Source organism: Alphaproteobacteria bacterium, assembly GCA_020638555.1.
Lineage (GTDB): Bacteria > Pseudomonadota > Alphaproteobacteria > Bin95 > Bin95 > JACKII01.
The window spans coordinates 432,661-455,586 of the sequence record JACKII010000002.1 but is presented as its reverse complement, the minus strand read 5'-3'; the positions used below and the strand labels follow the sequence as shown (position 1 = coordinate 455,586).

20 protein-coding genes are annotated in these 22,926 nt (G+C 69.4%); 12 read left to right on the top strand and 8 right to left on the bottom strand.

Annotation, left to right across the window (positions count from 1 at the left end; genetic code table 11):
- Positions 1-21: 21 nt before the first annotated feature.
- The 4 genes from H6844_08045 to H6844_08030 all read left to right on the top strand — a co-directional run bounded on the left by H6844_08045 (position 22) and on the right by H6844_08030 (position 4,017).
- Positions 22-768, top strand: a complete 747-nt coding sequence (locus tag H6844_08045) for a DsbA family protein (protein ID MCB9929351.1) — start codon at positions 22-24, stop codon at positions 766-768.
- A gap of 77 nt (positions 769-845) precedes the next feature.
- Positions 846-2,480: a GMC family oxidoreductase N-terminal domain-containing protein gene (locus H6844_08040; GenBank protein MCB9929350.1), complete on the top strand. Its 1,635-nt coding sequence runs from the start codon at positions 846-848 to the stop codon at positions 2,478-2,480.
- An 82-nt stretch (positions 2,481-2,562) separates the two neighbouring features.
- Positions 2,563-3,462, top strand: a complete 900-nt coding sequence (locus H6844_08035; protein ID MCB9929349.1) for an NAD(P)-dependent oxidoreductase — start codon at positions 2,563-2,565, stop codon at positions 3,460-3,462.
- A gap of 78 nt (positions 3,463-3,540) precedes the next feature.
- A complete protein-coding gene (locus tag H6844_08030) occupies positions 3,541-4,017 on the top strand; it encodes a MaoC family dehydratase (protein ID MCB9929348.1) in 477 nt (158 codons plus the stop codon).
- Between the two features lie 96 nt (positions 4,018-4,113).
- Here H6844_08030 and H6844_08025 read toward each other — a convergent pair whose 3' ends face one another.
- On the bottom strand, positions 4,114-4,629 hold the full coding sequence (locus tag H6844_08025; GenBank protein ID MCB9929347.1) for a hypothetical protein: 516 nt from the start codon (positions 4,627-4,629) through the stop codon (positions 4,114-4,116).
- 30 nt (positions 4,630-4,659) lie between these two features.
- A complete protein-coding gene (rpsD, locus tag H6844_08020; protein ID MCB9929346.1) occupies positions 4,660-5,274 on the bottom strand; it encodes a 30S ribosomal protein S4 in 615 nt (204 codons plus the stop codon).
- A 198-nt stretch (positions 5,275-5,472) separates the two neighbouring features.
- Here rpsD and H6844_08015 point away from each other — a divergent pair, with 198 nt between their 5' ends.
- Positions 5,473-5,961, top strand: coding sequence for an L-2-amino-thiazoline-4-carboxylic acid hydrolase (locus H6844_08015; GenBank protein MCB9929345.1), 489 nt, complete (start codon positions 5,473-5,475; stop codon positions 5,959-5,961).
- Positions 5,962-6,327: 366 nt separating this feature from the next.
- Here the strand turns inward: H6844_08015 and H6844_08010 are convergent, their stop codons facing one another.
- Positions 6,328-6,735, bottom strand: a complete 408-nt coding sequence (locus tag H6844_08010; GenBank protein MCB9929344.1) for a VOC family protein — start codon at positions 6,733-6,735, stop codon at positions 6,328-6,330.
- Positions 6,736-6,899: 164 nt separating this feature from the next.
- On the opposite strand from H6844_08010, the gene H6844_08005 reads away from it, so the two are divergent.
- Positions 6,900-8,507 (top strand): GMC family oxidoreductase N-terminal domain-containing protein, encoded by a 1,608-nt coding sequence (locus H6844_08005; GenBank protein MCB9929343.1) that lies wholly within the window; start codon positions 6,900-6,902, stop codon positions 8,505-8,507.
- Positions 8,508-8,957: 450 nt separating this feature from the next.
- On the opposite strand, the gene H6844_08000 is transcribed toward H6844_08005, so the two are convergent.
- From H6844_08000 to H6844_07980, 5 genes are all read right to left on the bottom strand, one after another.
- Positions 8,958-9,905 carry an NAD(P)-dependent oxidoreductase gene (locus tag H6844_08000; protein ID MCB9929342.1) on the bottom strand — a complete coding sequence of 316 codons (948 nt, stop codon included), beginning with the start codon at positions 9,903-9,905 and terminating at the stop codon, positions 8,958-8,960.
- A gap of 172 nt (positions 9,906-10,077) precedes the next feature.
- The gene (locus H6844_07995) at positions 10,078-12,786 is read right to left on the bottom strand and encodes a hypothetical protein (GenBank protein MCB9929341.1); all 2,709 of its coding nucleotides are present in this window, start codon (positions 12,784-12,786) and stop codon (positions 10,078-10,080) included.
- Positions 12,783-13,928, bottom strand: a complete 1,146-nt coding sequence (locus H6844_07990) for a metallophosphoesterase (protein MCB9929340.1) — start codon at positions 13,926-13,928, stop codon at positions 12,783-12,785. Before H6844_07990 ends, H6844_07995 begins: the two co-directional genes overlap by 4 nt.
- Positions 13,929-13,970: 42 nt before the next feature.
- Positions 13,971-14,762 carry a hypothetical protein gene (locus tag H6844_07985; GenBank protein ID MCB9929339.1) on the bottom strand — a complete coding sequence of 264 codons (792 nt, stop codon included), beginning with the start codon at positions 14,760-14,762 and terminating at the stop codon, positions 13,971-13,973.
- Positions 14,763-14,903: 141 nt separating this feature from the next.
- Entirely contained in the window at positions 14,904-16,127 is a 1,224-nt protein-coding gene (locus H6844_07980) for a cytochrome P450 (protein ID MCB9929338.1), read from the bottom strand.
- Between the two features lie 137 nt (positions 16,128-16,264).
- Here H6844_07980 and H6844_07975 point away from each other — a divergent pair, with 137 nt between their 5' ends.
- The 6 genes from H6844_07975 (at position 16,265) to H6844_07950 (ending at position 22,925) form a co-directional block, all read left to right on the top strand.
- The gene (locus tag H6844_07975; GenBank protein MCB9929337.1) at positions 16,265-17,332 is read left to right on the top strand and encodes a MaoC family dehydratase; all 1,068 of its coding nucleotides are present in this window, start codon (positions 16,265-16,267) and stop codon (positions 17,330-17,332) included.
- Positions 17,333-17,378: 46 nt separating this feature from the next.
- Entirely contained in the window at positions 17,379-18,437 is a 1,059-nt protein-coding gene (locus H6844_07970) for a CoA ester lyase (protein MCB9929336.1), read from the top strand.
- 264 nt (positions 18,438-18,701) lie between these two features.
- Positions 18,702-19,643 (top strand): alpha/beta hydrolase, encoded by a 942-nt coding sequence (locus tag H6844_07965; GenBank protein ID MCB9929335.1) that lies wholly within the window; start codon positions 18,702-18,704, stop codon positions 19,641-19,643.
- Entirely contained in the window at positions 19,640-21,100 is a 1,461-nt protein-coding gene (locus H6844_07960) for an amidase (GenBank protein ID MCB9929334.1), read from the top strand. The genes H6844_07965 and H6844_07960 overlap by 4 nt, the downstream gene beginning before the upstream one ends.
- Entirely contained in the window at positions 21,097-21,918 is an 822-nt protein-coding gene (locus tag H6844_07955) for a hypothetical protein (GenBank protein MCB9929333.1), read from the top strand. Before H6844_07960 ends, H6844_07955 begins: the two co-directional genes overlap by 4 nt.
- A 254-nt stretch (positions 21,919-22,172) precedes the next feature.
- Entirely contained in the window at positions 22,173-22,925 is a 753-nt protein-coding gene (locus H6844_07950) for an SDR family oxidoreductase (protein ID MCB9929332.1), read from the top strand.
- Position 22,926 lies beyond the last annotated feature (1 nt).

Below are 22,926 nucleotides of genomic sequence, written 5' to 3'. Positions count from 1 at the left end.
GTCCGAATGAAGGAATGCCGAATGCGTACCGCGATTGCCGGCCTGTTGTTTGTCGCCGCCATGGCGATGGTCGCCGTGACCATGCCCGGCTTTGTGCCGAAAGCCCGGGCCGCGGACGAGGCCGAGATCGAAGCCGTCGTGCGCAAACTGCTGACCGAAAAGCCCGAAATCGTCATCGACGCCATCCGTGCCTATCAGGCAAAGGAGGAAGCGGCCAAGGCCGACCGCCAGCGCGACACGCTCACCTCGCACAAGGACACGATTTACAACAACGCCGCCGACCCGGCCATCGGCAGCCCCGACGCCAAGATCACCCTGGTCGAGTTCTTCGACTATCGCTGCGGCTATTGCAAACGCTCGCTGCAAAACGTGCTGGACCTGGTGGACGGCAACCCGGACGTGCGAGTGGTGTTCAAGGAACTGCCGATCCTGGGGCCGGAATCGCTGGCGGCCACCCGCGTCTCGCTGGCGCTGCAAAAGGTGGCGCCCCAGCACTACCGCGCCTTCCACACCGCCACCATGCGCCACCGCGGCGCCCTGACCGAGGACGCGCTGATGAAGATCGTCGCCGCGGCCGGCGCCGACACCGCGGCGGTCGAAACGGCGATGAAGGACCCGTCGGTCGACGAGACCATCCGGGCCAACCACGCGCTTGCCGACGCGCTGGGCATTCGCGGCACCCCGGCCTTCATCATCGGCGACCACGTGATCCCGGGCGCGGCCAGCCTGGAAACGCTGGAGCATCTGGTGGACCAGCAGCGCAGCTAGGCTCGGGCGGTAGGCAGGCCGTGGCTTTTGCGGCAAGGTGGCGGACTTGGACTTCCGCACCTCACGCCCGGGCCGCCATGCCGACCGAACCAGAGACTTTCGATTCCCCAGACACGTTCGATTACATCGTGACCGGCGCCGGCTCTGCCGGTTGCGCCATTGCCGCCCGCCTCAGCGAATCCGGCCGCCACCGCGTGCTGCTGCTGGAGGCGGGGCCGCCGGACACCAACCGATGGATTCACATTCCCATCGGCGCCGCCAAGGTCTTCGTCGACCCGGCCGTCAACTGGCGCTTCGAAAGCGAGCCGGTGGCGGCCCTGAACGGCCGCACGCTCTATCAGCCGCGGGGCAAGGTGCTGGGCGGGACCAGTTCCATCAACGGCACGGTCTATATGCGCGGCACGCCGGGCGACTATGACCAGTGGCGGCAGATGGGCTGCACCGGCTGGGACTGGGACTCGGTGCTGCCCTATTTCCGCAAGGCCGAGAACCAGGAACGGGGCGAGAGCGACCTGCACGGCTCGGGCGGGCCGCTGCGCGTCTCGGACATTCCGACCGAATTCGAACTGCCGGCCGCGGTGATCGAGGCCGCGGTGCAGGCCGGCATCCCGCGCAACCCGGACTTCAACGGGCCGACCCAGGAAGGCACCGGCTATTACCAGTTCACCGCCTCCAAGACCAAACGCTGGAGTTCCGCGCGCAGCTATCTGGAGCCGGCCAGGGGGCGGGCCAACCTGACCGTCGAAACCGACGCGCACGCAACGCGCGTCCTGACAGAGAACGGGCGCGCCATCGGCGTCGCCTTCCGCCAGAACGGGGGGGAGCGCATCGCCCATGCGCGGCGCGAGGTGGTGGTCTCCGGCGGCGCGTTCGGCTCGCCGCACCTGCTGCAACTCTCCGGCATCGGACCGGGGGCGCTGTTGCAGGCGCACGGCATTGCGGTGGTGCGCGACCTGCCGGGGGTGGGCGAGAACCTGCAGGACCATTTCAACACCTACATCCCCTTCCGCTGCGCCAAGCCGGTGACCGCGAACGACCTGGCCAACAGCTTCTGGCGGCGCATGGCGTCGGGGGCGGAGTATTTCGTGCTTGGCAAGGGCCTGATGGCGAACACCGGCGTCCATGCCGGCGCCTTCGTGCGCAGCGATCCGGCGCTGGAGCGGCCGGACCTGCAACTGAACTTCCTGCCCTGGGGCACCAAGGCCCGCACCGCCAAGGGGGTGGAGGTCTATCCGTTCTCGTGCTTCAGCCTGAGCCCGGTGCATTTGCGCCCGGAAGGGCGCGGCCAGGTGCAGGTGAAATCGCCGGACCCGCTGGCGGCGCCGGCGATCCGCTATGAGTTCCTGAAAACCGACTACGACCGGCAGGCCATGCTGTACGGCATGCGGCTCTGCCGGGAGATCGCCCGGCAACCGGCGCTGGCGGCCTATGTCATGGACGAGGTGGTGCCGGGCAGCCATGTCACCGACGACGAAGGGCTGCTGGAGGACGTGCGCAACCGGGCCGTCGCCAACTACCACCCGGTGGGATCGTGCCGCATGGGCACCGGCGCGGACGCGGTGGTCGACCCGCGCTTGCGCGTGCACGGCGTCGAGGGGTTGCGGGTCGCCGATGCCTCGATCATGCCGATGATCGTCGCCGGCAACACCAACGCGCCCTCGATCATGATCGGCGAGAAATGCGCCGCCATGATGCTGGAAGACGCGGCCTAGCCCGCCCGCTCCACGACGAAGCGCCCCAACGACGAAGCGCCCGACGATGAAGCGCCGGACGACGAACTGAAGGAGAACCGCCATGCGCCTCGACACCATCGCCACCATCGGCGTGATCAGCCCCGGCGATATGGGCCACGGCATCGGCCGGGCGCTCCGCGAAAGCGGCAAGCGCGTGTTGACCAACCTGACCGGCCGCAGCGAACGCTCGCGCGCGCTGGCGGCGGAAGCGGGGTTGGAGGACGCCGGCAGCCTGGAGGCCATCATGGCCGAGGCGGACCTGGTGCTCTCGATCCTGCCGCCGGCCGCGGCGGTGGCCTTCGCGGAGGCGGCGGCCGCGGCCATGGGGCAGGCCGGGCGCACGCCGGCCTTTGCCGACCTGAACGCGATCTCGCCGGCCACCTCCGCCACGGTGGGCGCTATCATCGCTGCGGCGGGCGCGGCCTATATCGACGGCAGCATTATCGGCATGACGCCCGGCAAGGGCGCGCCGCCCAGGGTGTATGTCTCCGGACCGGATTCGCAGGTACTCGAATCCCTGACGACGCCAACCATGATCTGGCGCTATGCCGGGCCGGAGGCGGGCCAGGCCTCGACCCTGAAAATGCTTTATGCCGGATTGAACAAGGGCACCTGGGCGCTGCAATGCACCATGGCCATCGCCGCGGAGCGGTACGGATTGTTCGACGCCTTCATGGGCGAGGTGGCCGGCAGCAACCCGACCCGCGCCAGGGACATGGAGGCCTGGGTCGGCTTTCTGGCCGCCGACGCCGAGCGCTGGCACCCGGAAATGGCGGAAATCGCGGAGACTCTGGCGGCCATCGGCGCGCCGGTCGGCTTTCATCGCGGCGCGGAGGAGTTGTTCCGCTTTCTGGCGACGACAGCGCTGGCGAGCGAGACCCGCCAGACCTGGGACCGCTCGCGACCGATGGCGGAGTCGGTCCGCGTGTTCGCAGATGCGCTCGCACGCGCCAAAAACTGACACCGTGCCGCTTGCCAAGGCGATCCGCTTGGGGCATTCCTGGCGCATCTGCCGCACTGTTTCAGGGATAGTCAAAAAATGTCGGACGCCGATCAGCCCCGGTTGCTGGAAGTCGAAACGCCCCAGGACCTGTTGAAGTATGTGGGTCAGGAATTGGGCATCAGCCAGTGGATCCTGATCGACCAGGATCGAATCCAGCAATTCGCCGATGCCACCAACGACCACCAGTGGATTCACCTGGACGCGGAGCGCGCGGCGAAGGAATTGCCGACGAAATCGACCATCGCCCATGGCTTTCTGACCATGTCGTTGATCGCGGGCCTGCCGACCTTCCGCATCAAGCATTCGTCCAACATGATCAACTACGGCATCAACCGGTTGCGGTTCACGAACATGGTGCCGGTCAACAGCCGGGTGCGCCTGCGCACCAAGCTGGCGGCGGCGGACGAGATGCGCGGCAATGGTGTGCGCCTGACCTGCGAGCAGACCATCGACATCGAAGGCGAGCCGCGGCCGGCGCTGGTCGCGCAGACCCTGATGGTCGCCTACGCCTGAGGCGGCCACGCGCCCCTCACCCGGGGCGCTTCCTGCCTGGACGAATGCGCGGCACAATCCGGCCGGGTACGACCCCGTCGGATTGTGCCGCGCGTTTCAATTCGGATGGGAATACAGCCGGTCGATGGCGGCGCGCCAGACGGCCTTGCGCGCCGTGGCCGAGCGGATCAGGCGGGCGCGACGGCGCACGCCGTGCATGTGCACCGCATGGGCAAGCATCAGGCCGATGCCACCCAGCAACAGGATTTGGTGCAGGGCCTGGCCATCGCCGCGGCCATCCCAGTTCAACACCGCCGCGGCGCCGATGGCGACGCAGAGGCCGAACACCAGCCAGCCGCGCAAGCGGTGGCGGCGGACGATGTTGCGTTCTTCGGCGGCCAGTTCCGACAGCGCCGCCTCGCGGATCGCGGCCTCGTCCGTGCCGCGGGCCAGCAGGGCCACGACCCTGGCCTGGGTTTCCGCGCCCAACCGCTCGCCGCAATCGGCGCGCCGCGGGGCGGTGACCCAATCCTCGCCATAGGCGGCGAGACGTTCCAGATCGCTGGCCTTGGCCAGATCGTCGGGCGAACGGAAGTCGGCGACCGGCGCGCTCTGGGTAGACACACCTGCCATGACGACCTCCGCCCCGTTCCATGAAGGCTGTTAGCGCGAGTAGAACTCGATCACGAGGTTCGGCTGCATCTGCACCGGATAGGGCACGTCCGCCAGCTTGGGCGCCCGCACATAGGTGCCCTTCATGTCGTTGTGGTCGACGTCCAGATAGTCCGGCACGTCGCGCTCGCCGGATTCGATGGCTTCCAGCACCAGCGCCATGTTGCGGCTCTTGTCGCGCAGGGTGAGCACGTCGCCGTCCTTCACCTGGTAGGACGGGATGTTGACCCGCTTGCCGTTCACCATGACATGGCCGTGGTTGACGAACTGCCGGGCGGCAAAGACCGTGGGGACAAACTTCATGCGATAGACCACGGCGTCCAGGCGGCGCTCCAGCAGGCCGATCAGGTTTTCCGAGGTGTCGCCGCGGCGGCGCACCGCTTCGTCATAGAGACGGCGGAACTGCTTCTCGGTGATGTTGCCGTAATAGCCCTTGAGCTGCTGCTTCGCGCGCAGCTGGGTGCCGAAGTCGGTCGGCTTCTTGCGGCGCATGCCGTGCTGGCCGGGGCCGCTTTCGCGCTTGTTGATCGGGCTCTTCGGGCGGCCCCACAGGTTGACGCCGAGGCGGCGGTCGATCTTGTGCTTCGCCTGGATGCGTTTGGACATGGATGTGGTCCTGTTACAGGATGATGTTTGTTGTCCCGATAGTCCTGGCCGCTCCGCCAAGGAATGGCTTCGGGTCAGGCGAGGGCGAGCGAACGGATGGCCCGACCTGCATTCTCAGGAGGTGAGACGCGGCTTATAGTGGAGCGCGTGCCGGTTTGTCAAACCGCAATACCCCCTCACCCACCGGAGCCCGGACCCATGGCCAAGAGCGACCTGCCGATCCTGGAACAACGCCGCATCGAGGCGGCCCTCGTCAAGCCGATCTACGAGGAGATGGCGGCGGCGCTGGGCGAGGCGCGGGCGCAGGAGATTCTGGGCAGCGCCATCAAGAAGCACGCCATCGCCCAGGGTCAGGCCTATGCCGACGCCGCCCGCGCCGAGGGGAGCGAGCCCTCCCTGCCCGGCTTTCGCGCGCTGCTGCCGCAATGGCAGGCGGGCGGCGCGCTGGAAATGGAGATGCTGGCGGAGACGCCGGAGCGGGTGGACTTCAACATCACCCGCTGCCGCTATGCCGAGATGTACAAGGCCATGGGCCTCGGCCATATCGGCCATCTGCTCTCATGCAACCGGGACGGCACCTTCTGCGAGGGCTACGACCCGAACATCCGCTTCGAGCGCAGCCAGACCATTATGGGCGGCGCCAGCCATTGCGACTTTCGCTATTCGGTAAAATCCGAGGGGGAGTGAGTTCGGCGGTTGTTGGCATGATGGGCCGACTGAAATCGCTACCGGCCTGAACCGCGTTGCACCCCGGACGGTGCGGAGCGCCCGTGTTCCCCGGAGGTGGCGGAGCCGCCATCCGGGGCCGGTGTCATCCTTCGAACACCGCCAGCGCCGGTGTTCGCGAGAGCGACCGATCCCGGCCCTCACCTCCGGCTCGGCCGGGAAACACCGAATGTCAGGCCTTGTGTTCCCCGGAGGTGGCGGAGCCGCCATCCGGGGCCGGTGTCTTCCGTCGAACACCGCTCACGCCGGTGTTCGCGAGAGCGACCGATCCCGGCCCTCACCTCCGGCTCGGCCGGGAAACAGCCGTGACCGTGTCGGGCGCTGCCGCTATTCTTCGCCCAGGTCCAGGCCCCAGGCGCGGCTGGCATAGCCGGTGTCGACGATGTCGAACACCACGCCGTTCGGGTCGCGGAACTTCACCTCGGTCGCGCCTTCGGGCGTATCCGGCAGGCGCATATGGTACTTGCCGCCATTGCCCTCGATGGTCTTGCTGATGCCGGCCAGGTCGTCCTCGACAAAGCCGATATGGTGCAAGCCGTGGAAATCCTTGCCGCGCTCGTCGCCGGCCTGCCGGTCGGTTTGGAATTTGAGGATGGCGAGGCTGACGGTGCCGTCGGTCAGCAGGATGGCGATGGGCGAGACCATCGACCGTGTCATGCCGAAGGTCTTTTCATAAAATCCGGCGGCCGCCTCCATGTCGGGCACGGTGATGGCGATGTGACGGAGCTTGGCCATGGCGGAACCTCCTGGGGTTGGACGGCACAGGTCGACGCGCAGCTTGGAAGGGAAGCGGGCGGCGGTCAACGGCGGAGCGGCGGCCATCCGCGTCCGCAGTCGATTGACGGGCCGGGCGCGTCGGCCGCAGTATTTCGCCACCTGCTCGTCTTCCGGGACCTCCCATGACCTACGACTACATCATCGTTGGCGCCGGCTCGGCCGGCTGCGTGCTCGCGAACCGGCTGTCCGCCGATCCGCGCAACAAGGTGTTGCTGCTGGAGGCGGGGCCGGAGGACCGCAACCCCTGGATCCACATCCCGCTTGGCTATGGCAAGAACCTGACGAACCGGGCGGTGAACTGGTGCTTCGACAGCGAGCCGGAGGTCAACGCCAACGGAAGGCGGGATTATCTGGCCCGCGGCAAGGTGCTGGGCGGCTCCAGTTCGCTGAACGGCATGGTCTATATGCGCGGCCAGCACGCCGACTACGACCTGTGGGCGCAGATGGGCTGCCGCGGCTGGTCCTACCAGGACGTGCTGCCCTATTTCCGCAAGGCCGAGAACAACGCCCGCGGCGAGAACGAGTTCCACGGCGTCGGCGGCCCGTTGCAGGTGAGCGACCTGCGCGACCACCCGCCGGTGCTGGACGCCTTCCTGGCGGCGGGGCAGGAAGCCGGCATGCCGCTGAACCCGGACTTCAACGGGGCCGAGCAGGACGGCATCGGCCTGACCCAGACCACGACATCGAAAGGCTGGCGCAACAGCACGGCCCAGGCCTATCTGAAGCCGGCCCGCTCGCGCCCCAACCTGCGGGTGGAAACCCATGCCCGCGGCCACCGGGTGCTGTTCGAGGGCAAGCGCGCCGTCGGCTATGCCTATATCCGGAACGGCCAGCCGCAGGAGGCGCGCGCCGGGCGTGCGGTCATTCTCTGCGGTGGCGCCTATGGTTCGCCGCAATTGCTGGAACTCTCCGGCGTCGGCGATGCGGAACACCTGAAGGCCATCGGCATCGCGCCGGTGCACCATCTGCCGGGGGTCGGCAACGGCCTTCAGGACCACCAGGTCTTCCGCATGAAATGGCGGCTGAAGGGCCGGCCCGGCACCTATAACGAGCGCACGCACGGCCTGACCGCGCTGGCCGAGGGATTGAAATACATCGTCGCGCGCAAGGGCGTGCTGAGCAGCCCGACCAACCCGATCAACGCCTTTTTCCGCAGCCGGCCAGAGTTGGAGACGCCGGACGTGCAGATCCAGTTCTTCCCCGGCACCTATGAATCCATGCGCGACCGCGCCCTGCACCGGGAGCCGGGCGTCACGCTCGGCCCGACGCTGCTGCGGGTGGAAAGCCGCGGCTCGGTGCATGCGAAGTCGGCGGACCCGTTCACCGATCCGGCAATCTTCACCAACGTGCTGGGCACCGACAACGACCTGCAAACCGCCATCGCCGCCATGCGCTATTGCCGGCGGGTGATGGAGGCGCCGGCCATGCGGCCCTATTACGATTTCGAGATGATGCCGGGCAAGGACGTGCAATCGGACGACGAAATGGCGGCCTATGCCCGCGAGATCGGCGCCAGCAACTGGCACCCGGCGTCCTCCTGCCGGATGGGCGCGGACGGGGACGCCATGGCGGTGCTCGACACGTCGCTCAGGGTGCGGGGGCTGGAGGGGCTGCGCGTGGTCGACGCCAGCGCCATGCCGATGGTGGTGTGCGGCAACACCAACGCCCCCACCATCATGATCGCCGAGAAAGCCGCCGACCTCCTGCTGGCCGAGGCGCTGGCGGCCTGAGGGAGGGGGCGACGGAAGGGTCGTCGCTGCGTTTTTCTTCCGCTGCCTTTCCGTCTTTCGCTTCCCTCCTTTCCCTCCCGCTTCCCCGGCCTTGAGCCGGGGGCCATGCCCGAGAGTTCCCCACAAAGCCCGGACCCTGTCGGGAACTCTCAGGCATGGGTTCCAGATCGCGAGCGGAACGGCGGAAGCGCGGATCGGCGACATCGATGGTCACGACCGGTGGAATCGAAGCCGCTGTTTCCCGGCCGAGCCGAAGGCGAGCGCCGGGACCGGTGACTTCATCCGAACACCGCCACCGCGGGTGTTCGAAGGATGACACCGGCCCCGGATCGGCGCTCCGCACCGTCCGGGGTTCATCGGCGCTCCGCACCGTCCGGGGAACACCGGCGCTCCGCACCGTCCGGGGAACACCGGCGCTCCGCACCGTCCGGGGAGCAGCGCCGCACGGCCTCAGTCGCGCGGCCCCAGCTGCACGCCGGCCATGCGCTCGTAGAGTTTGATGAGGGCGCTGCCGTCCTCTTTGTTCAGGCCATGGGCGCGGGCCATCTGGTAGACCTGTTGCGAGACCGCGGCCATGAACATGGGCACGCCCAGCGCCTTGGCGAAGGCGGTCTCCAACTCCTGGTCCTTGTAGGAAATGTCGATGGTGCTGGCGTTGGCGAAATCGCCGGAGAGATAGCGCGGCGCCATCGCCTCGAAGGTCGCGGACTGGCCGGAACTGCTGGAAATCATCTCGATCATCTGCCGCGCGTCCAGGCCGGCCTTGACGCCCAGCACCATGGCCTCCGCCACGGCGACCTTGGCGATCTGGTTCAGCATGTTGTTGACCAGTTTCATCGCCAGCCCCTGCCCCACCCCGCCCATGGGGAAGATGCGCGAGCACATCGCCTCCAGCACCGGACGGCAGGCGGCGACGGCGGCATCCTCGCCGCCGACGGCGGTGGAGAGGTCGCCGCGTTCGGCCCGGACCACGCCGCCACTGACCGGCGCGTCGATCAGGGTGGCGCCGCGCTCGGCCAGGCGGGCGTGCAGCGCCTTGACCGCCAGCGGGTCGACGGTGGCCATGACGATGACGATGTCGCCGGCCTCGGCCGTCTCGATGAGGCCGCCCGGGCCGGCGACGACGGCTTCGACCTGGGCCGTGGTCTCGACCATGCAGACGGTGCGGCTGGCCTGTCGGGCGACCGCGGCGGGGCCGTCCGCGACGGTAGCGGGGCCATCCGCGACGGTGGCGGGGCCGTCCGCGACGGTGGCGCCAAGGGCCGCCGCGGCGGCGGTCTTGGCCGGGTCGAGGTCGTGGACGACCAGCGGAAAGCCGTGTCGCAAGAGATTGGCCGCCATCGGCCCGCCCATGCGGCCAAGGCCGATAAAGCCGACGGTGTCTGCGCGCGCTGCCATGGGGAGTCTCCACCGTATCATTGCGTTCGACCGCAAGGGTCGCGGGCCGGTATCGGTGAGCATGTCACACAATCCGGGCTCCGTGGGAGAGTCTCAGGCATGGGCTCCCGCCTGTGCGGGAGAATCGGGGCGGAGTGGGGTCGGTGGAACCACGCCCCCGACGGCAGCGCGATCAAAAGGCGATGGCGTCGGTGGGTTCGATGGAAAGGCGCCGCTGCGCCCGGCCGCCCAGCCCGTCGAAGGCGCGGGCGTGGCAGGTGAAGACGATGACCTGGAACCGCTCGACCGCCTGTTCGAGCGCGTCGAACATGCTTTCCAGGCGCACGTCGTCGCAAAACAACAGGGCGTCGTCCAGCAACAACACCGCCGGCCGGCCTTGCGCCGCCAGCACGTCGGCGAAGGCGAGACGGGTCAGGATCGAAAGCTGTTCCTGCGTTCCGGCCGAGAGTTGCGCGAACGCCTCCTGCCCGGCGGTGCGGCTGAGGCCGGCGGGGCTGAACTGGGCGTTCAGCTCCAGTTCCGCCTGGCCCAGCAGGTCGCCGATATAGGGGCGAAGCTGGCGGGTGAGCGGGGCCAGATAACGCGCCTCCGCCTCGCGCGCGGCCTCGGTCAGCACGCGGTCGAGCAGTTGCAGCGCGTCCTTGTCCCGCTCGATCCGGGCGGTTTCGGTCGCGACGCGCTCCAGGCCGTCGCGCGCCTCGGCCACCGCCTCGTCCGGTCCCTTGGCCGAGGCGGCGCGGACCTGTTCTTCCAGGCGGGCGATGCTGAGGCCCAGCTTCACGATACGGTCACGGCGGTTCGTGCGCGCGGTTTCGGCCCGGTCCAACTGGGCCTGAACGCGCTGCGGCGTGCCCAGTTCCTCGGCGCTGGCTTCGAGGGCGGCGAGGGCGGCCTGGGCACCGGTCTGCTTTTGAGCCGCGGCGACGATGCGTTCGGCCAGGGAGCCGTCGGAGGCGGCGGTGCGGGCCGCCTCCAGTGCCTGGCTGGCGGCGGCATGGGTGGCCCGGGCGTCGCGCAGACCCTTGGTCGCGTGCTGGTCGGCCTGCTTGGCCAGGGCGTGCGCCTGCCGGGCATCGCCCAGGCGCTGCTGCGCGGCCTGGTGGAGGGCATCGGCCTGAATTGCCTCGGCCTTGGCCTCGTCCTCGGCCGCGTCCAGGTCTTCGGGCACGGGGTCTTCCGCCGCGTCCGGTGCCGCGCTCAGCGCCTGCAAGTCCGCCTCCGCCAGTTGCAACCGGCCGGCGAGGTCGGCGACGCCGGCGGCATCGGGCACCAGGGTCTTGGCCCGCTCGGCAGCCGACTTGGCCTCGGCCAGCAGGCCGGCGAGACGTTCCGCCTGTTCGTCTGCCTCCGCGAGGCTGGCGACGCCCAGCGCGTGCAAGGCCTCGTCCAGATCGGACTGTGCCTGCCGCAAATCCCGCTCCAGCGCATCCGCATCCCGGACCCGGGGCGCGATCTCCACATGGCCGAGCGCGCCGAGGTCGAGCCGGGCCGGTTGCAGCAGGTCCACCACCGCATCCGATGCCAGCGCGGCGCCCTCCAGGCGAACGGTGTCGGCTCCCTCCGCCGTCAAATGGAAGCGCAGGGCCGTGGCGGCGGCCTCGCGCGCCGCGGCGGCGGTGGCCTGTTTGCCGGCGAGTTCGCGCAGGCGCTTTACTCTGGCCGGGGTGCAAAGCAGCGCCTCGGCCTGCTGGTGCAGGGTCTGGCTCTTGCGCGCCGCCTCCAGCGCCTGTTGCAGCCGCTCGGTCTCGCGGCTGAGGGTGGCATGGCGCTCGCGCAGCGAGCGTTGCCGGGCAACGCGGTCGACGGTGGCCTTGGCGGCCTTGGCGGCGGCGGCGGCCGTGGTCGCCTCATCTTCGGCGGTGGCCAGGGCCGTGGCGGCCGCCGCCAGGTCTGCCGTCGCCTGCTCGGCACCCTTCGTTGCGGTCTGGAGGGCCTGGGCCAGCCCTTTGACGCCGGCGATTGCCTCCTGCCGGCGCTTGGCGGCTTCGTCTGCCGCGGCGGCCTCCTGACCGGCAAGCGAAACCGCCAGCGAGGCGGTCTCCACCTGCCCCGCCAGTTGCTGCGCCTCGGTGAGGCGGGCGCGCAAGGCCCGGATGGCCTCGGCTTCGGCGGCCTCGTCGGTGCCGCGCTGTTCGGCGGCCAGATCGCGGCGGGCGGCCAGCAGGTCTTCGGTCTGATCCGCCAATTCCCGCTGCACCTGCTCGGCAGCCGCCAGCGCGTCTGCGTACTCGGCTTGGTCGGCCAGCAACTGGCGATAGCGCCCGGTCGGTTGCGCCCGCCCCGGCGTTACATAGGCGGCCAGCGCCTCGCGCACCCGCGCCGGGACCGCGCTGCCGCGCCGGCCACCGGTCACCGCCGCGACGCCGCTGGCAGCCAGGCACTCGGCGAGCGAGTCCCGCGCGGTCTCGCTGACGGCCAATGGCTGGATCGTGTCGCCCTGGCTCGCCCAGAGCAGGCCCCACACCCCCAGCAATTCCGGCCGCATCCCGCCGCGCTCCGGCGCCTGGAAGCCCAGCAGCGTCTGCAATTCGCGCTCGGCCGCATCGCCCTCGACGCTGGTGCCGTCCGGCCGGTGCAGGACGGCCTTTTGCTGCTTGTAGAAGCGCTTGGCGAGGCCGTAGCCAGCGCCGTCCAGTTCGAACGCCACCCGCACCGCCGGCGGCGCCTCGTGCCACTGGTTCACATACTGGTTCGCGCCGGCGCCGGACAGGCGGTGGCGCTGAAACAGGGCTGCGTCCAAGGCCAGTTTCAACGTCGACTTGCCGGCCTCGTTCGGCGCGGCCAGCAGGTTCAGGCCGGGGCCCAGCCCTTCCAGCCGGTGCGGGCGGTCGAACTTGCGGAAGCTCTCCACCACCAGATCGGTCAGGATCAGCCGGCTCATGCGTGTGCCGCCTTCGCTTCCAGATAGAGCCGGGCCAGCGCCCGCCGGGCCATGGCGGCCTCCGGATTGCCGGCGTCGTCGGCCAGGGCCTGCAAGCGTTCGGCGGCAAGGCGCAGCACGCCGCCCGGCCGGTCGATGGCGTCGAGGTCGTCGGCGGTCGGCTCCGGCAACAGCCGGTCGTCGTCCCAGTCCAGGATGACTTGCAGCCCTTCCAGCCGCCGCCGCAGCCCCGTCTCCGCCTGCTCGCGCACCGCCAGCGGCACGCTGCCGCGCAGGGCGAGTTTCAGCACGAGGCGGGCGGGATCGTCGGTCAGGGAGTCGATGCGGGCGGCGAGCGCGGCGATGTCGTCGGCGTCGGCCACGGTCTCGTCGAGGCTGGCCCAGGTGTAGCGGGCGGTCCGCACCCGCTGCACCTCTGGCGGTGCGGTCGGGCCGGCGACGGCGACCACCAGCGCCTCGCCGCCGTCGGGCTCGCCGGGGCCATAGAAGCGGTCCGGTTCCGGCGTGCCGGAATACCAGGTGTTGGCGGCGATGCTGCGGGCGCGGTGCCAGTCGCCCAGCGCCAGATAGGCGAGGCCGGCCCTAGCCGCCCGGTCGGGCGCCAGCGCCTCCCGCTCCAGCACCGCGGTTTCGCCGGAGCCGAAATCGCGGATGCTGCCATGGGCGAGGCCGATGCGGACCAGACCCTCGGCCGTCGCGGCGCTGTCCATCCAGGCGGTCGGGTCGTCGCCATGGTCGCGCGCGGCGAGCGGGGCCGGCAGCAACACCGCGCCGTCGCCCAGCGCCACCGGCTCGGCCGCGCGCAGCACGCGCACATTCTCCGGCAGGCCCAGCCGGGCGAGCCGGTCCCACAGCCCTTCCGGCCGGTCCGGGTCGTGATTGCCCGGCAGCAGGTACCAGACCAGATCCCGCGCCCGCGCCATCCGCCCCATCGGCGCCTGCAACGTGGCCTCGGCCAATCCTTCGGCATCGAACACGTCGCCGGCGACGAGGACGAACGGGCAGGCGTGGTTGCGGGCGGCCTCGGCCAGCCGGTCGACCGCGTCGACGCGGGCCTGGCGCAGCAACGCCGCCGCATCGCCCGGCACCGAGGCGAAACTGCGGCCGATCTGCCAGTCGGCGGTGTGAAGGAATCGAAGCATAATCCTGCGACTATGCTCCGATTCGAGAAGCGCGAAAGGGACTTAGCGTCGCCGCCGCGCCAGTCGGGTCATGGCCATGAGCCCGCCGCCGATCAAGGCGAGAGAAACCGGCTCCGGCGCCTGGCCGCTGCTGAAGCCCGGCACGCCACGGGCCTGCTGGATGGCCGCCAGTTCCGCGTCGCTCAGCAACTCGTCATAGACGAAGACATTGTCGATCAGGCCGACCCAGTCCTCGTTGAAGCCGGGATTGCCGCCGATGAAGAGCTGGGAAAACCCGACATTGAAGTCGGTGTTGTCGACGGTGCTGGTATGGACGCCGTTGACGGTCAGCGTCATGGTGCCGGCTGCGTTATAGCGCACGGCGACGAAATCATACCCGGTCATGGCGGGCACGATCCCGGAGTTGAACACGCCCACTCCGGTGAAGGCCGCATAGGCGCCGGCCGCACTGCCGCCGCGGAAGTCGGTGCCCAGGGTGCGGTCGAAGCCGCCATTGTCGTGGCTCAGGAATTTCGCCTTGGTGCTGGTTCCCGGTGTCTTGGTCACGAACGCGCCCATGGTGAGCGTCGGATGGGTCTCTGCACGAATGTCGATGGGCAGGCCGATCATGTTGGTCGTGCCGGTCGCATCGCTGAAACTGCCGGCTACGCCGCCATCGACACCCAGTCCCGCGGCGGTAAAGCCGACCGCCGATCCGACGGTGCCATGATTGCCGCTGCCACTGCTGTCCGTGCCGTCGCTGGCTTCGAACGTATAATAACCAATCAAACCCGCGGATGCCGGCTGCATCGTTACCAGCAGGCCGGCCAGCATCAATCCTCCGATACGTTTCACTGCTCAGTCCCTTTATGAGATGATTTCCCATTACCAGGTTACATGCATTACAATCCTGCTATTGTATGTTGTGCGCAACCATGAATTTTATTCCTGTGATATGGAATCGCTCGCGCCACCCTTGCCGGCAGCGGTCGGCCATCATCCGGCCCGGACCGGCAGTTCCAGGAAACCGCGAAAGCGGGCGCGTCCGCCGCGCACGGGCTGGCCGGCGGGCTCCAGCCCGGGGAAGCGGGCCACCAGCTTGCCGATGGCCACCTGCCCCTCCATCCGCGCCAGCGCGGCGCCGGCGCAGACATGGATGCCGGTGGCGAAGGCCAGATGACGGTTCGGCGTCCGGCCGAGGTCGAGCCGTTCCGGGTCCGGAAACTCCGCCGGATCGCGGTTCGCCGCGCCGATGCAGACATGAATATAGGTGCCGGCGGCCACGGTCTCGCCGCCGATGGCACAATCGGTCGCCGCCTGACGGTTGCCCAGCTGGTTGGAACTCTCGAACCGCAGCAATTCCTCGACCGCGCCGGCGATCAGGCCGGGGTCGTCGCAGAGCCGCCGGAACTCCGCCGGGTGGCGGAACAGCGCCTCGACGCCATTGCCGATCAGATTGGTGGTGGTCTCGTGGCCGGCGTTCAGCAGGAAAATGCAGTTGTGCAGCAATTCCCACTCGCTGAGGCGGTCGCCGTCCCGGGTTTCCGCCATCAGCTTGGAGAGAATCTCGCCTTCGACCGCTGGCAGGGCGCCGGCCTTGCGGCGGCGGATCAGGTCGCGCAGATAGCGTTTGAAATCCTCCACCGCCCGGTTGCCGACCGCCAGCACCTCCGCTGAGGGCCGCGGCTCCAGCGCGCCCAGGATCGCCAGCGACCAGGCGCGCAGCGGGTCGCGCTCGTCGGCCGGCACGCCCAGCATGTCGCCGATCAGTTGCACCGGCAGGGCGCTTGCCAGGTCGCCGATCAGGTCGAACTCTCCCTTGGCCTCGGCCTCGTCCAGCAGGCGGTCGACAAAGGCCGCGACCCGCGGGCGCAACGCCTCCAGCGCCCGCGGCGTGAAGGCGGGCGCCAGCAGGCGCCGCACCCGCGTGTGCAAGGGCGGGTCGTTGAACACCAGGCTGGTGGTGTGATGCTCGAACAGGGGCGAGCCGTCACCGAACACCGGCCGGAAGGCGTCGCGCTTGTCGGAAAGAAACCGCGCCGGATCCTTGTACACGGCCTGGCAATCCGCATAGCGGGTCAGGAACAGCGACCCGTCGGCCAGGCGCTTGACCGGCGCGTGGTCCCGCAGCGAGCGATAGGTGGGATAGGGGTCGGCCAGGAAGGACGCCGGCGCGCCGGCCAGCTCGAACCCTTCGGCCAGCGCCGGATCGGAGGGCATTTTCGGTACCATCGTCTGCATTCCCTTGGACGCCAAGCGCGGCGATGCGCCAACTGGGCCGATGCTGAGATTTATGTTCGTATGCGCGCAACATCAGCAAAATCGAGGAACGTCCGTTCGTTATCGGAGGACCATTCATGGTTTCACACCCGAAATCATCGATCGGGCAGTTTTTTGAAGACTTTCGCATCGGCGCCCTGCTGGAGCACGCCACGCCTCGCACCATAACCGATGGCGACCAGGCGCTCTATACCGCCCTGTACGGCAGCCGGTTCGCGTTGCAGTCCGCCGATTCCTTTGCCCAGGCGGTCGGCTACCCCCAGGCGCCGCTGGACGATCTGCTGGTGTTTCACGTCGTCTTCGGCAAGTCGGTGCCGGACGTGTCGCTGAACGCGGTGGCGAATCTCGGCTATGCGGATTGCCGCTTCCTGGCCCCGGTGTTTCCCGGCGATACCCTGTCGGCCCGCTCGACGGTGATCGGCCTGCGCGAGAACTCGAACCGCAAGACCGGCGTCGTCTATGTGCAGACCGAAGGCCGGAACCAGCACGGCGCGCCGGTCCTGGCCTTCAAGCGCTGGGTGATGGTGCACAAGTTCGACGCCGCGGCAGCCGCGCCCCCGGCCCAGACGCCGGACCTCCTGCCGGCCGTCGCGCCGGCCGACCTGCCGATTGCCCCGCCGTTCGACGCGACCGCCTACGACACCAACCTTGCCGGGTCGCCCGCGCTTTGGGAGGACTATGCCGTCGGCGAGCGCATCGACCATGTCGACGGCATGACCATTGAGGAGGCGGAGCACATGATGGCGACCCGCCTCTATCAGAACACGGCCAAGGTGCATTTCGACCGCGTCGCCCAGAGCTATAGCCGCTTCGGCCGGCGCCTGGTCTATGGCGGCCACATCATCAGCATGGCTCGCGCCCTCAGCTTCAACGGCCTGGCCAATGCCTGCCGGATTGTCGGGATCAACGCCGGCAGCCACACCAACCCCGCGTTTGCCGGCGATACCGTCTATGCGTGGAGCGAGGTGCTGGACAAGGCCGAGACCGCCGCCCCCGGCGTCGGCGCCCTGCGCCTGCGTCTGGTCGCGCTGAAGGACATGCCGGCGGGCGATGCCTTCTCGCTCAAAGGCGAGGACGGGCGCTACCAACCGAATGTGCTGCTGGACCTGGACTACTGGGCGTTGATGCCGCGCCGCGTCGCCTGATCCGGCCCTGCCGCCCATACCCACCCCCCGAAAAGACCCGAGTTCCATGCAAAAGCCTGCCAAAGCCTTTTACAAGCCGCTGGCCATCGGTGCGCCGCAGCCCCCGCGTGAGATGCCGGTGGCGATCGAGCGCATGATCCACTTCTTCCCGCCCCATGTCGCAAAGATGCGCGACCGGGTGCCGGGCATGATCGCCAACGTGGACGTGCTGCTGGGCAATCTGGAAGACGCCATCCCGGCCGATGCCAAGGAAGCCGCCCGGGCCGGCCTGATCGAGGTCGGACAGGCCAACGAGTTCGGCCAGACCGGCCTCTGGACCCGGGTCAACGCGCTCGACAGCCCCTGGATGCTGGATGACGTCACCGAACTGGTGGCCGCCATCGGCGACAAGCTGGACGTGGTCATGCTGCCCAAGGTCGAGGGGCCGTGGGACATCCATTATCTGGACCAGCTCCTGGCCCAGTTGGAGGCCAAGCACGGCGTGCAGACGCCGATCCTGATCCACGCCATCCTGGAGACGGCCCAGGGCGTCAACAATGTGGAGGCCATCGCGGCGGCCAGCCCGCGCATGCAGGGCATGAGCCTCGGCCCGGCCGACCTGGCCGCCAGCCGTGGCATGAAGACCACCCGCGTCGGCGGCGGCCACCCCGCCTATGGCGTGCTGGCCGATCCCGATGCGGCCGCGCCCGAGGCGGCCCGCGCCTTCTACCAGCAGGATCTGTGGCACTACACGCTCGCCAAGATGGTGGACGCCTGCATGGCGCACGGGCTGAAGGCGTTTTACGGCCCGTTCGGCGACTTCTCCGACCCGGCCGCGTGCGAGGCCCAGTTCCGCAACGCCTTCCTCATGGGCTGCGCCGGCGCGTGGAGCCTGCACCCGTCGCAGATCGAAATCGCCAAGCGCGTGTTCAGCCCGCCCGCCGACGAGGTGCAACTGGCGCTCCGCATTCTGGAGGCGATGCCCGACGGCTCCGGCGCGGTGATGATCGACGGCAAGATGCAGGACGATGCCACCTGGAAACAGGCCAAGGTCATTGTCGATCTGGCCCGCCAGGTCGCCGCCCGCGACCCGTCGCTGGCCGAGGCCTACGGGCTGGCGGCGTAACGGCCGGCGCCCACCTCCCCCGCTCCCGCGATCAGCATTCGGTGTGTCCCGGACGGTGCGGAGCGCCGATCCGGGATCGGCATCATCCTTCGAACACCGTCGCCGCCCGTGTGCGCACGCCGCGACCGACACCGGACGCCCGCTCCGCAGGCTCCGGGGTGCATCGCGGCGCCCACCACCGCGCAAGGGTTCTGGTCAAGCGGCGGAGGGTCGGGTTAGGCTGAGGGCACATCCCTTCACCTCCCTCTCTGGAGTGCCGCCCGCATGCCCGGCCGCTATGACACCCACCCGGAAATGCAACCGCTGATCGACGCCCGCGCGGCGCAGAAGCCCGCCACGACGCTCGAAGACATGCGCGCGGTGTTCGATGCCGCCGCCGCGGCCGTCAAGCCGCCCCGGCCGGACGGGCTGGAAGTGCAGGACAGCACCATGCCCCGGCTCGACGGCCAGCCGGTGCCGGTGCGCATCTACCGGCCCAAGGGCCTGGGCAAACGGGCGCCCTGCGTGGTCTACATCCATGGCGGCGGCTTCATGAAGGGCTCGCCCGAGACCAGCGACAGCACCGGCTGGGGCCTGGCCGTGGACGCGCGGGCGGTCTGCGTCAGTGTCGACTACCGGCTGGCGCCCGAGCACAAGCACCCGGACCCGTTCGACGACTGCTATGGCGTCGTCGCCCATATCGCCGCCCATGCCGCCGATCTCGGCATCGATGCCAGCCGCATCGCCGTGGCGGGCGACAGCGCCGGCGGCTGCCTGACGGCGGCGGTCTGCCTCGCCGCGCGCGACCGGGCCGGGCCGGCGATCGCGGCGCAGGTGCTGGTCTATCCCTGCCTGACCGACGACCTGTCGGCGCCGTCCTTCGCCTACAATGCCGATCCGCCCGGCCTCACCACCGCGTCGATGAAACAGTACTGGGACTGGTATCTGGGCGAGGGCGTGCGCTCGAACGATCCGTATGCCACGCCGGCCTGCGCCACGGACCTGTCGCGCCTGCCGCCCACCTTCGTCGTCACGGCGGAATACGACCCGCTCTACAATGACGGCTTCGACTATGCCCGGCGGCTGAAGGCGGCCGGCGTGCCGGTCACCTACCGTTGCGCCGCGCGCTTCATCCACGGCTTCCTGCGTTTGCGCGACGGCGGGCCGGCGGCGCGGGCCGAGTTTGCCGCGCTCACCGGCTTCCTGCGCCAGCGGCTCGGCTCATGAGCGCGGACCTGTCGCTGACGCGCATGCCCGCGCGCGAGGTCGTCCAGTTGCTGGAGGTGGGCGAGGTCTCGCCGCTGGAGTTGATCGACGCGGCGCTCGCCCGCATCGAACAGGTCGAGCCCCAGGTCAACGCGCTGCCGACCCTCTGCCCCGACCGGGCGCGGGAACGCGCCCGGCGCCTGCCGGCGCGGCCCCCGAACGCCCGCGGCTGGCTCGGCGGACTGCCGGTGGCGATCAAGGACCTGATGGACGTGGAAGGCGTGCGCACCACCTACGCCTCGCCGATCTACAAGGACCATGTGCCGGAGCGCTCGCACCGCATGGTGCAACGGCTGGAGGCGAATGGCGGGCTGGTGCTGGCCAAGTCGAACACGCCGGAATTCGGCGCCGGCGGCTCCACCTTCAACGAGGTGTTCGGCAAGACCCGCAACCCCTGGAACACGGCGCTGACCTGCGGCGGCTCGTCGGGCGGCGCGGCGGTGGCGCTGGCGACGGGGGAGGTCTGGCTCGCCCACGGCTCCGACCACGGCGGCAGCCTGCGCAAGCCCGGCAGCTTCTGCTCGGTCGTGGGGCTCCGGCCCTCGCCGGGTCGGGTGACGCGCGGCACGGCCGGCAACCTGTTCTCGCCCTCGTCGGTCGAGGGGCCGATGGCGCGCGACGTGCCGGACCTGGCGCTGTTCCTGGACGCCATTTCCGGCCGCGACCCGTATGATCCGCTCACCCTCCACCCGCCGGCGGAGAGCTTTTTCGCCTCCACCATGGCCGCGCTGGCCCGCGGGCGCACCGGCTTGGCCGGCAAGCGCATCGGCTTCACCCTCGACTATGGCGGCACCGTCCCGGTCGCCCGCGCGGTGCGGCAGGTGACGGAGAAGGCCACGCTCGGCCTGGCCGATCTGGGCTGTGCGGTCGAGGAAGCCTTCCCCGCCCTCGGCGGCATTGCCGAGGCGTTTCAGATCCTGCGCGCCCAGATTTTCGTCACCAACCGGCACAAGGAAATGGCGCACCACCGCGACCAGCTCAAGCCCGACATTCTCTGGAACACCGAGAAAGGCCTGGCGCAAAGCCCGGAGCAGATCGGCTGGGCCGAGCGCGAGCGGGCGGCGTTCTACGGCCGCGTCGTGGACTTCTTCGAGACCTATGATTTCCTCGCCTGCCCGGTGGTGAATGTGCCGCCCTTCGACGTGGATCTGCGCTATGTCGACACCGTCGACGGCGTGAAGATCGAGAACTATATCGCGGGCTCGCTGACCACCTCGGCCATTTCCATGACCGCCTGCCCGGCGATCAGCGTACCGGCGGGCTTCGACGATTTCGGCCGGCCCATCGGCCTGCAACTGGTCGGCCCGCCCCAGGACGAGGCCGGCCTGCTGGCGCTCGCCGCGGTGTTCGAGGAGGCTACCGGCCTGGCGAAACTCCTGCCCATCGACCCGCGCGCCGGCGAGGTACCGCCGATTTGAGCGCGTTCACCGAACTGCCGGAGGCCGCAGCGACCGGACGGATCGCGGACATCTATGCGGAAATCCGCCATTTCTACGGCGTGCCCTATGTCTCGTCGCTGCAACGCCATCTGGCGACGCTGCCGGGCGTGCTCGAATGGGCGTGGGATGCGGTGCGCCCGGCCTTTGCGAGCGGCGTGCTGCCGGAGCGGGCCTGGGCGCTGGCGGCCGAGGTCAACCTGAGGCCGCTGCCGCCACTCTCGCCCGCCGCCCTGCGGCTGCTGGGCGTGGAGAGCGAGGCGGTCGAGACGGTGCGGCAGGTCTGCCGCTCGTTCGAGACCGTGGCGCCGCTGAACATGGCGCTGGGCGGAACGGTGCGGGCGCTGCTGCACGGCGCCGACACCAGCGGCACCCGGCCCGGCCCGTCGCCGGAGTGGCGGCCACAGCACCGCTTTCCGCCGCCGCCGGCGACCCTGGCGCTGGAGGCGGTCTCCCCGGATACGCGCGCGGTGCTGCTGCAACTCGCGACCGACATGGACGGCGAGACCTTCGTGCCCGGCCTCTATCGCCAGCTCGCGCACTGGCCGGCCTATCTGGCCCACATCGCCACGGAACTGGGCCCGGTGTTCGCCGACCCGGCGGTGACGGCGGCGTGCCACGATCTGCGCCGCCGCATCGCCGCCGCCGTGCCGGAATTCCTGGCCGTGCTGCCGCCGGCGCCGCCACCGCCCGCGGACGCCCCGGCGGATCACATCCTGGCCGCGATCGAGACCTACCAGGGCACCAGCCCGCAAATGATCGCCTTCGGCCGCCTGCTGCGCGAGGCGCTGCCGGCGTGAGGTCCGCCCGCCCCCTCGATACGGGCCTGCGGCCCTACTCGGGGTGAAGCCAGAGAGCGGTTCCACGGAAGGCCGCAAGGCAGCCGTATCGCACTCACCTCCGCTTCATCCCGAGTAGGCGCGCAGCGCCGTATTGAGGGACGCCCCACGCTCCACCCCTTCCCCCTGCCCCGCCGCGATTCGCGCGCTTGGCAGCCGGCCCCGCTGCGGGAACAATGGCGGCCTCAAACTCGCACAACAGGGAGACCCCACCCATGCCCGGACTTCTCGACGGCCATATTGCCCTCATCACCGGCGGCGGCAGCGGCATCGGCCGCGGCATCGCCAAGGCCTTTGCCCAACAGGGCGCCACCGTCATCGCGGCCGACATCAACACCGCCGGCGCGGCCGAGACCGTCGCCATGATCGGCGGCAACGCCGCCCGGGCCGAGCACCTGGACGTGCGCGACCGCGCCGCCTGCGACGCGCTCGCCGCCAAGGTGAAGGCCGAGGTCGGCGACCTCTCGATCCTGGTGAACAATGCCGGCATTGTCCGCCGCGCCACGCTGGATACCGACAACGCGCTGGGCGACTGGGACGACACCATCGGCATCAACGTCAACGGCGTCTTCAACACCACCTACGCCTTTCTGGAGCAGTTGAAGGCGACCAAGGGCCGGATCATCTCCATCGGCTCGATCCAGAGCTTCGTGCACACGCCGAACTGCGTCGCCTACACCACGTCCAAGCACGCGGTGAAGGGCTTCACCGTTGGGCTCGCGGCAGAACTCGGCAAGTTCGGCATCCGCGTCAACGCCATCGGCCCCGGCCTGATCGCGACGCCGCTGAACGAGAACGGCATCATGAAGAATCCGCCGATGCTGGAGCGGTTCATGACCCACATCCCGCTCGGCCGCCACGGCACACCGGAGGATATCGCCGGCCCTGCCGTCTTCCTGGCGAGCGATCTGGCCCAATACGTCACCGGGCATACGCTGATGTCCGACGGCGGCTACCTGACCGTTTGAT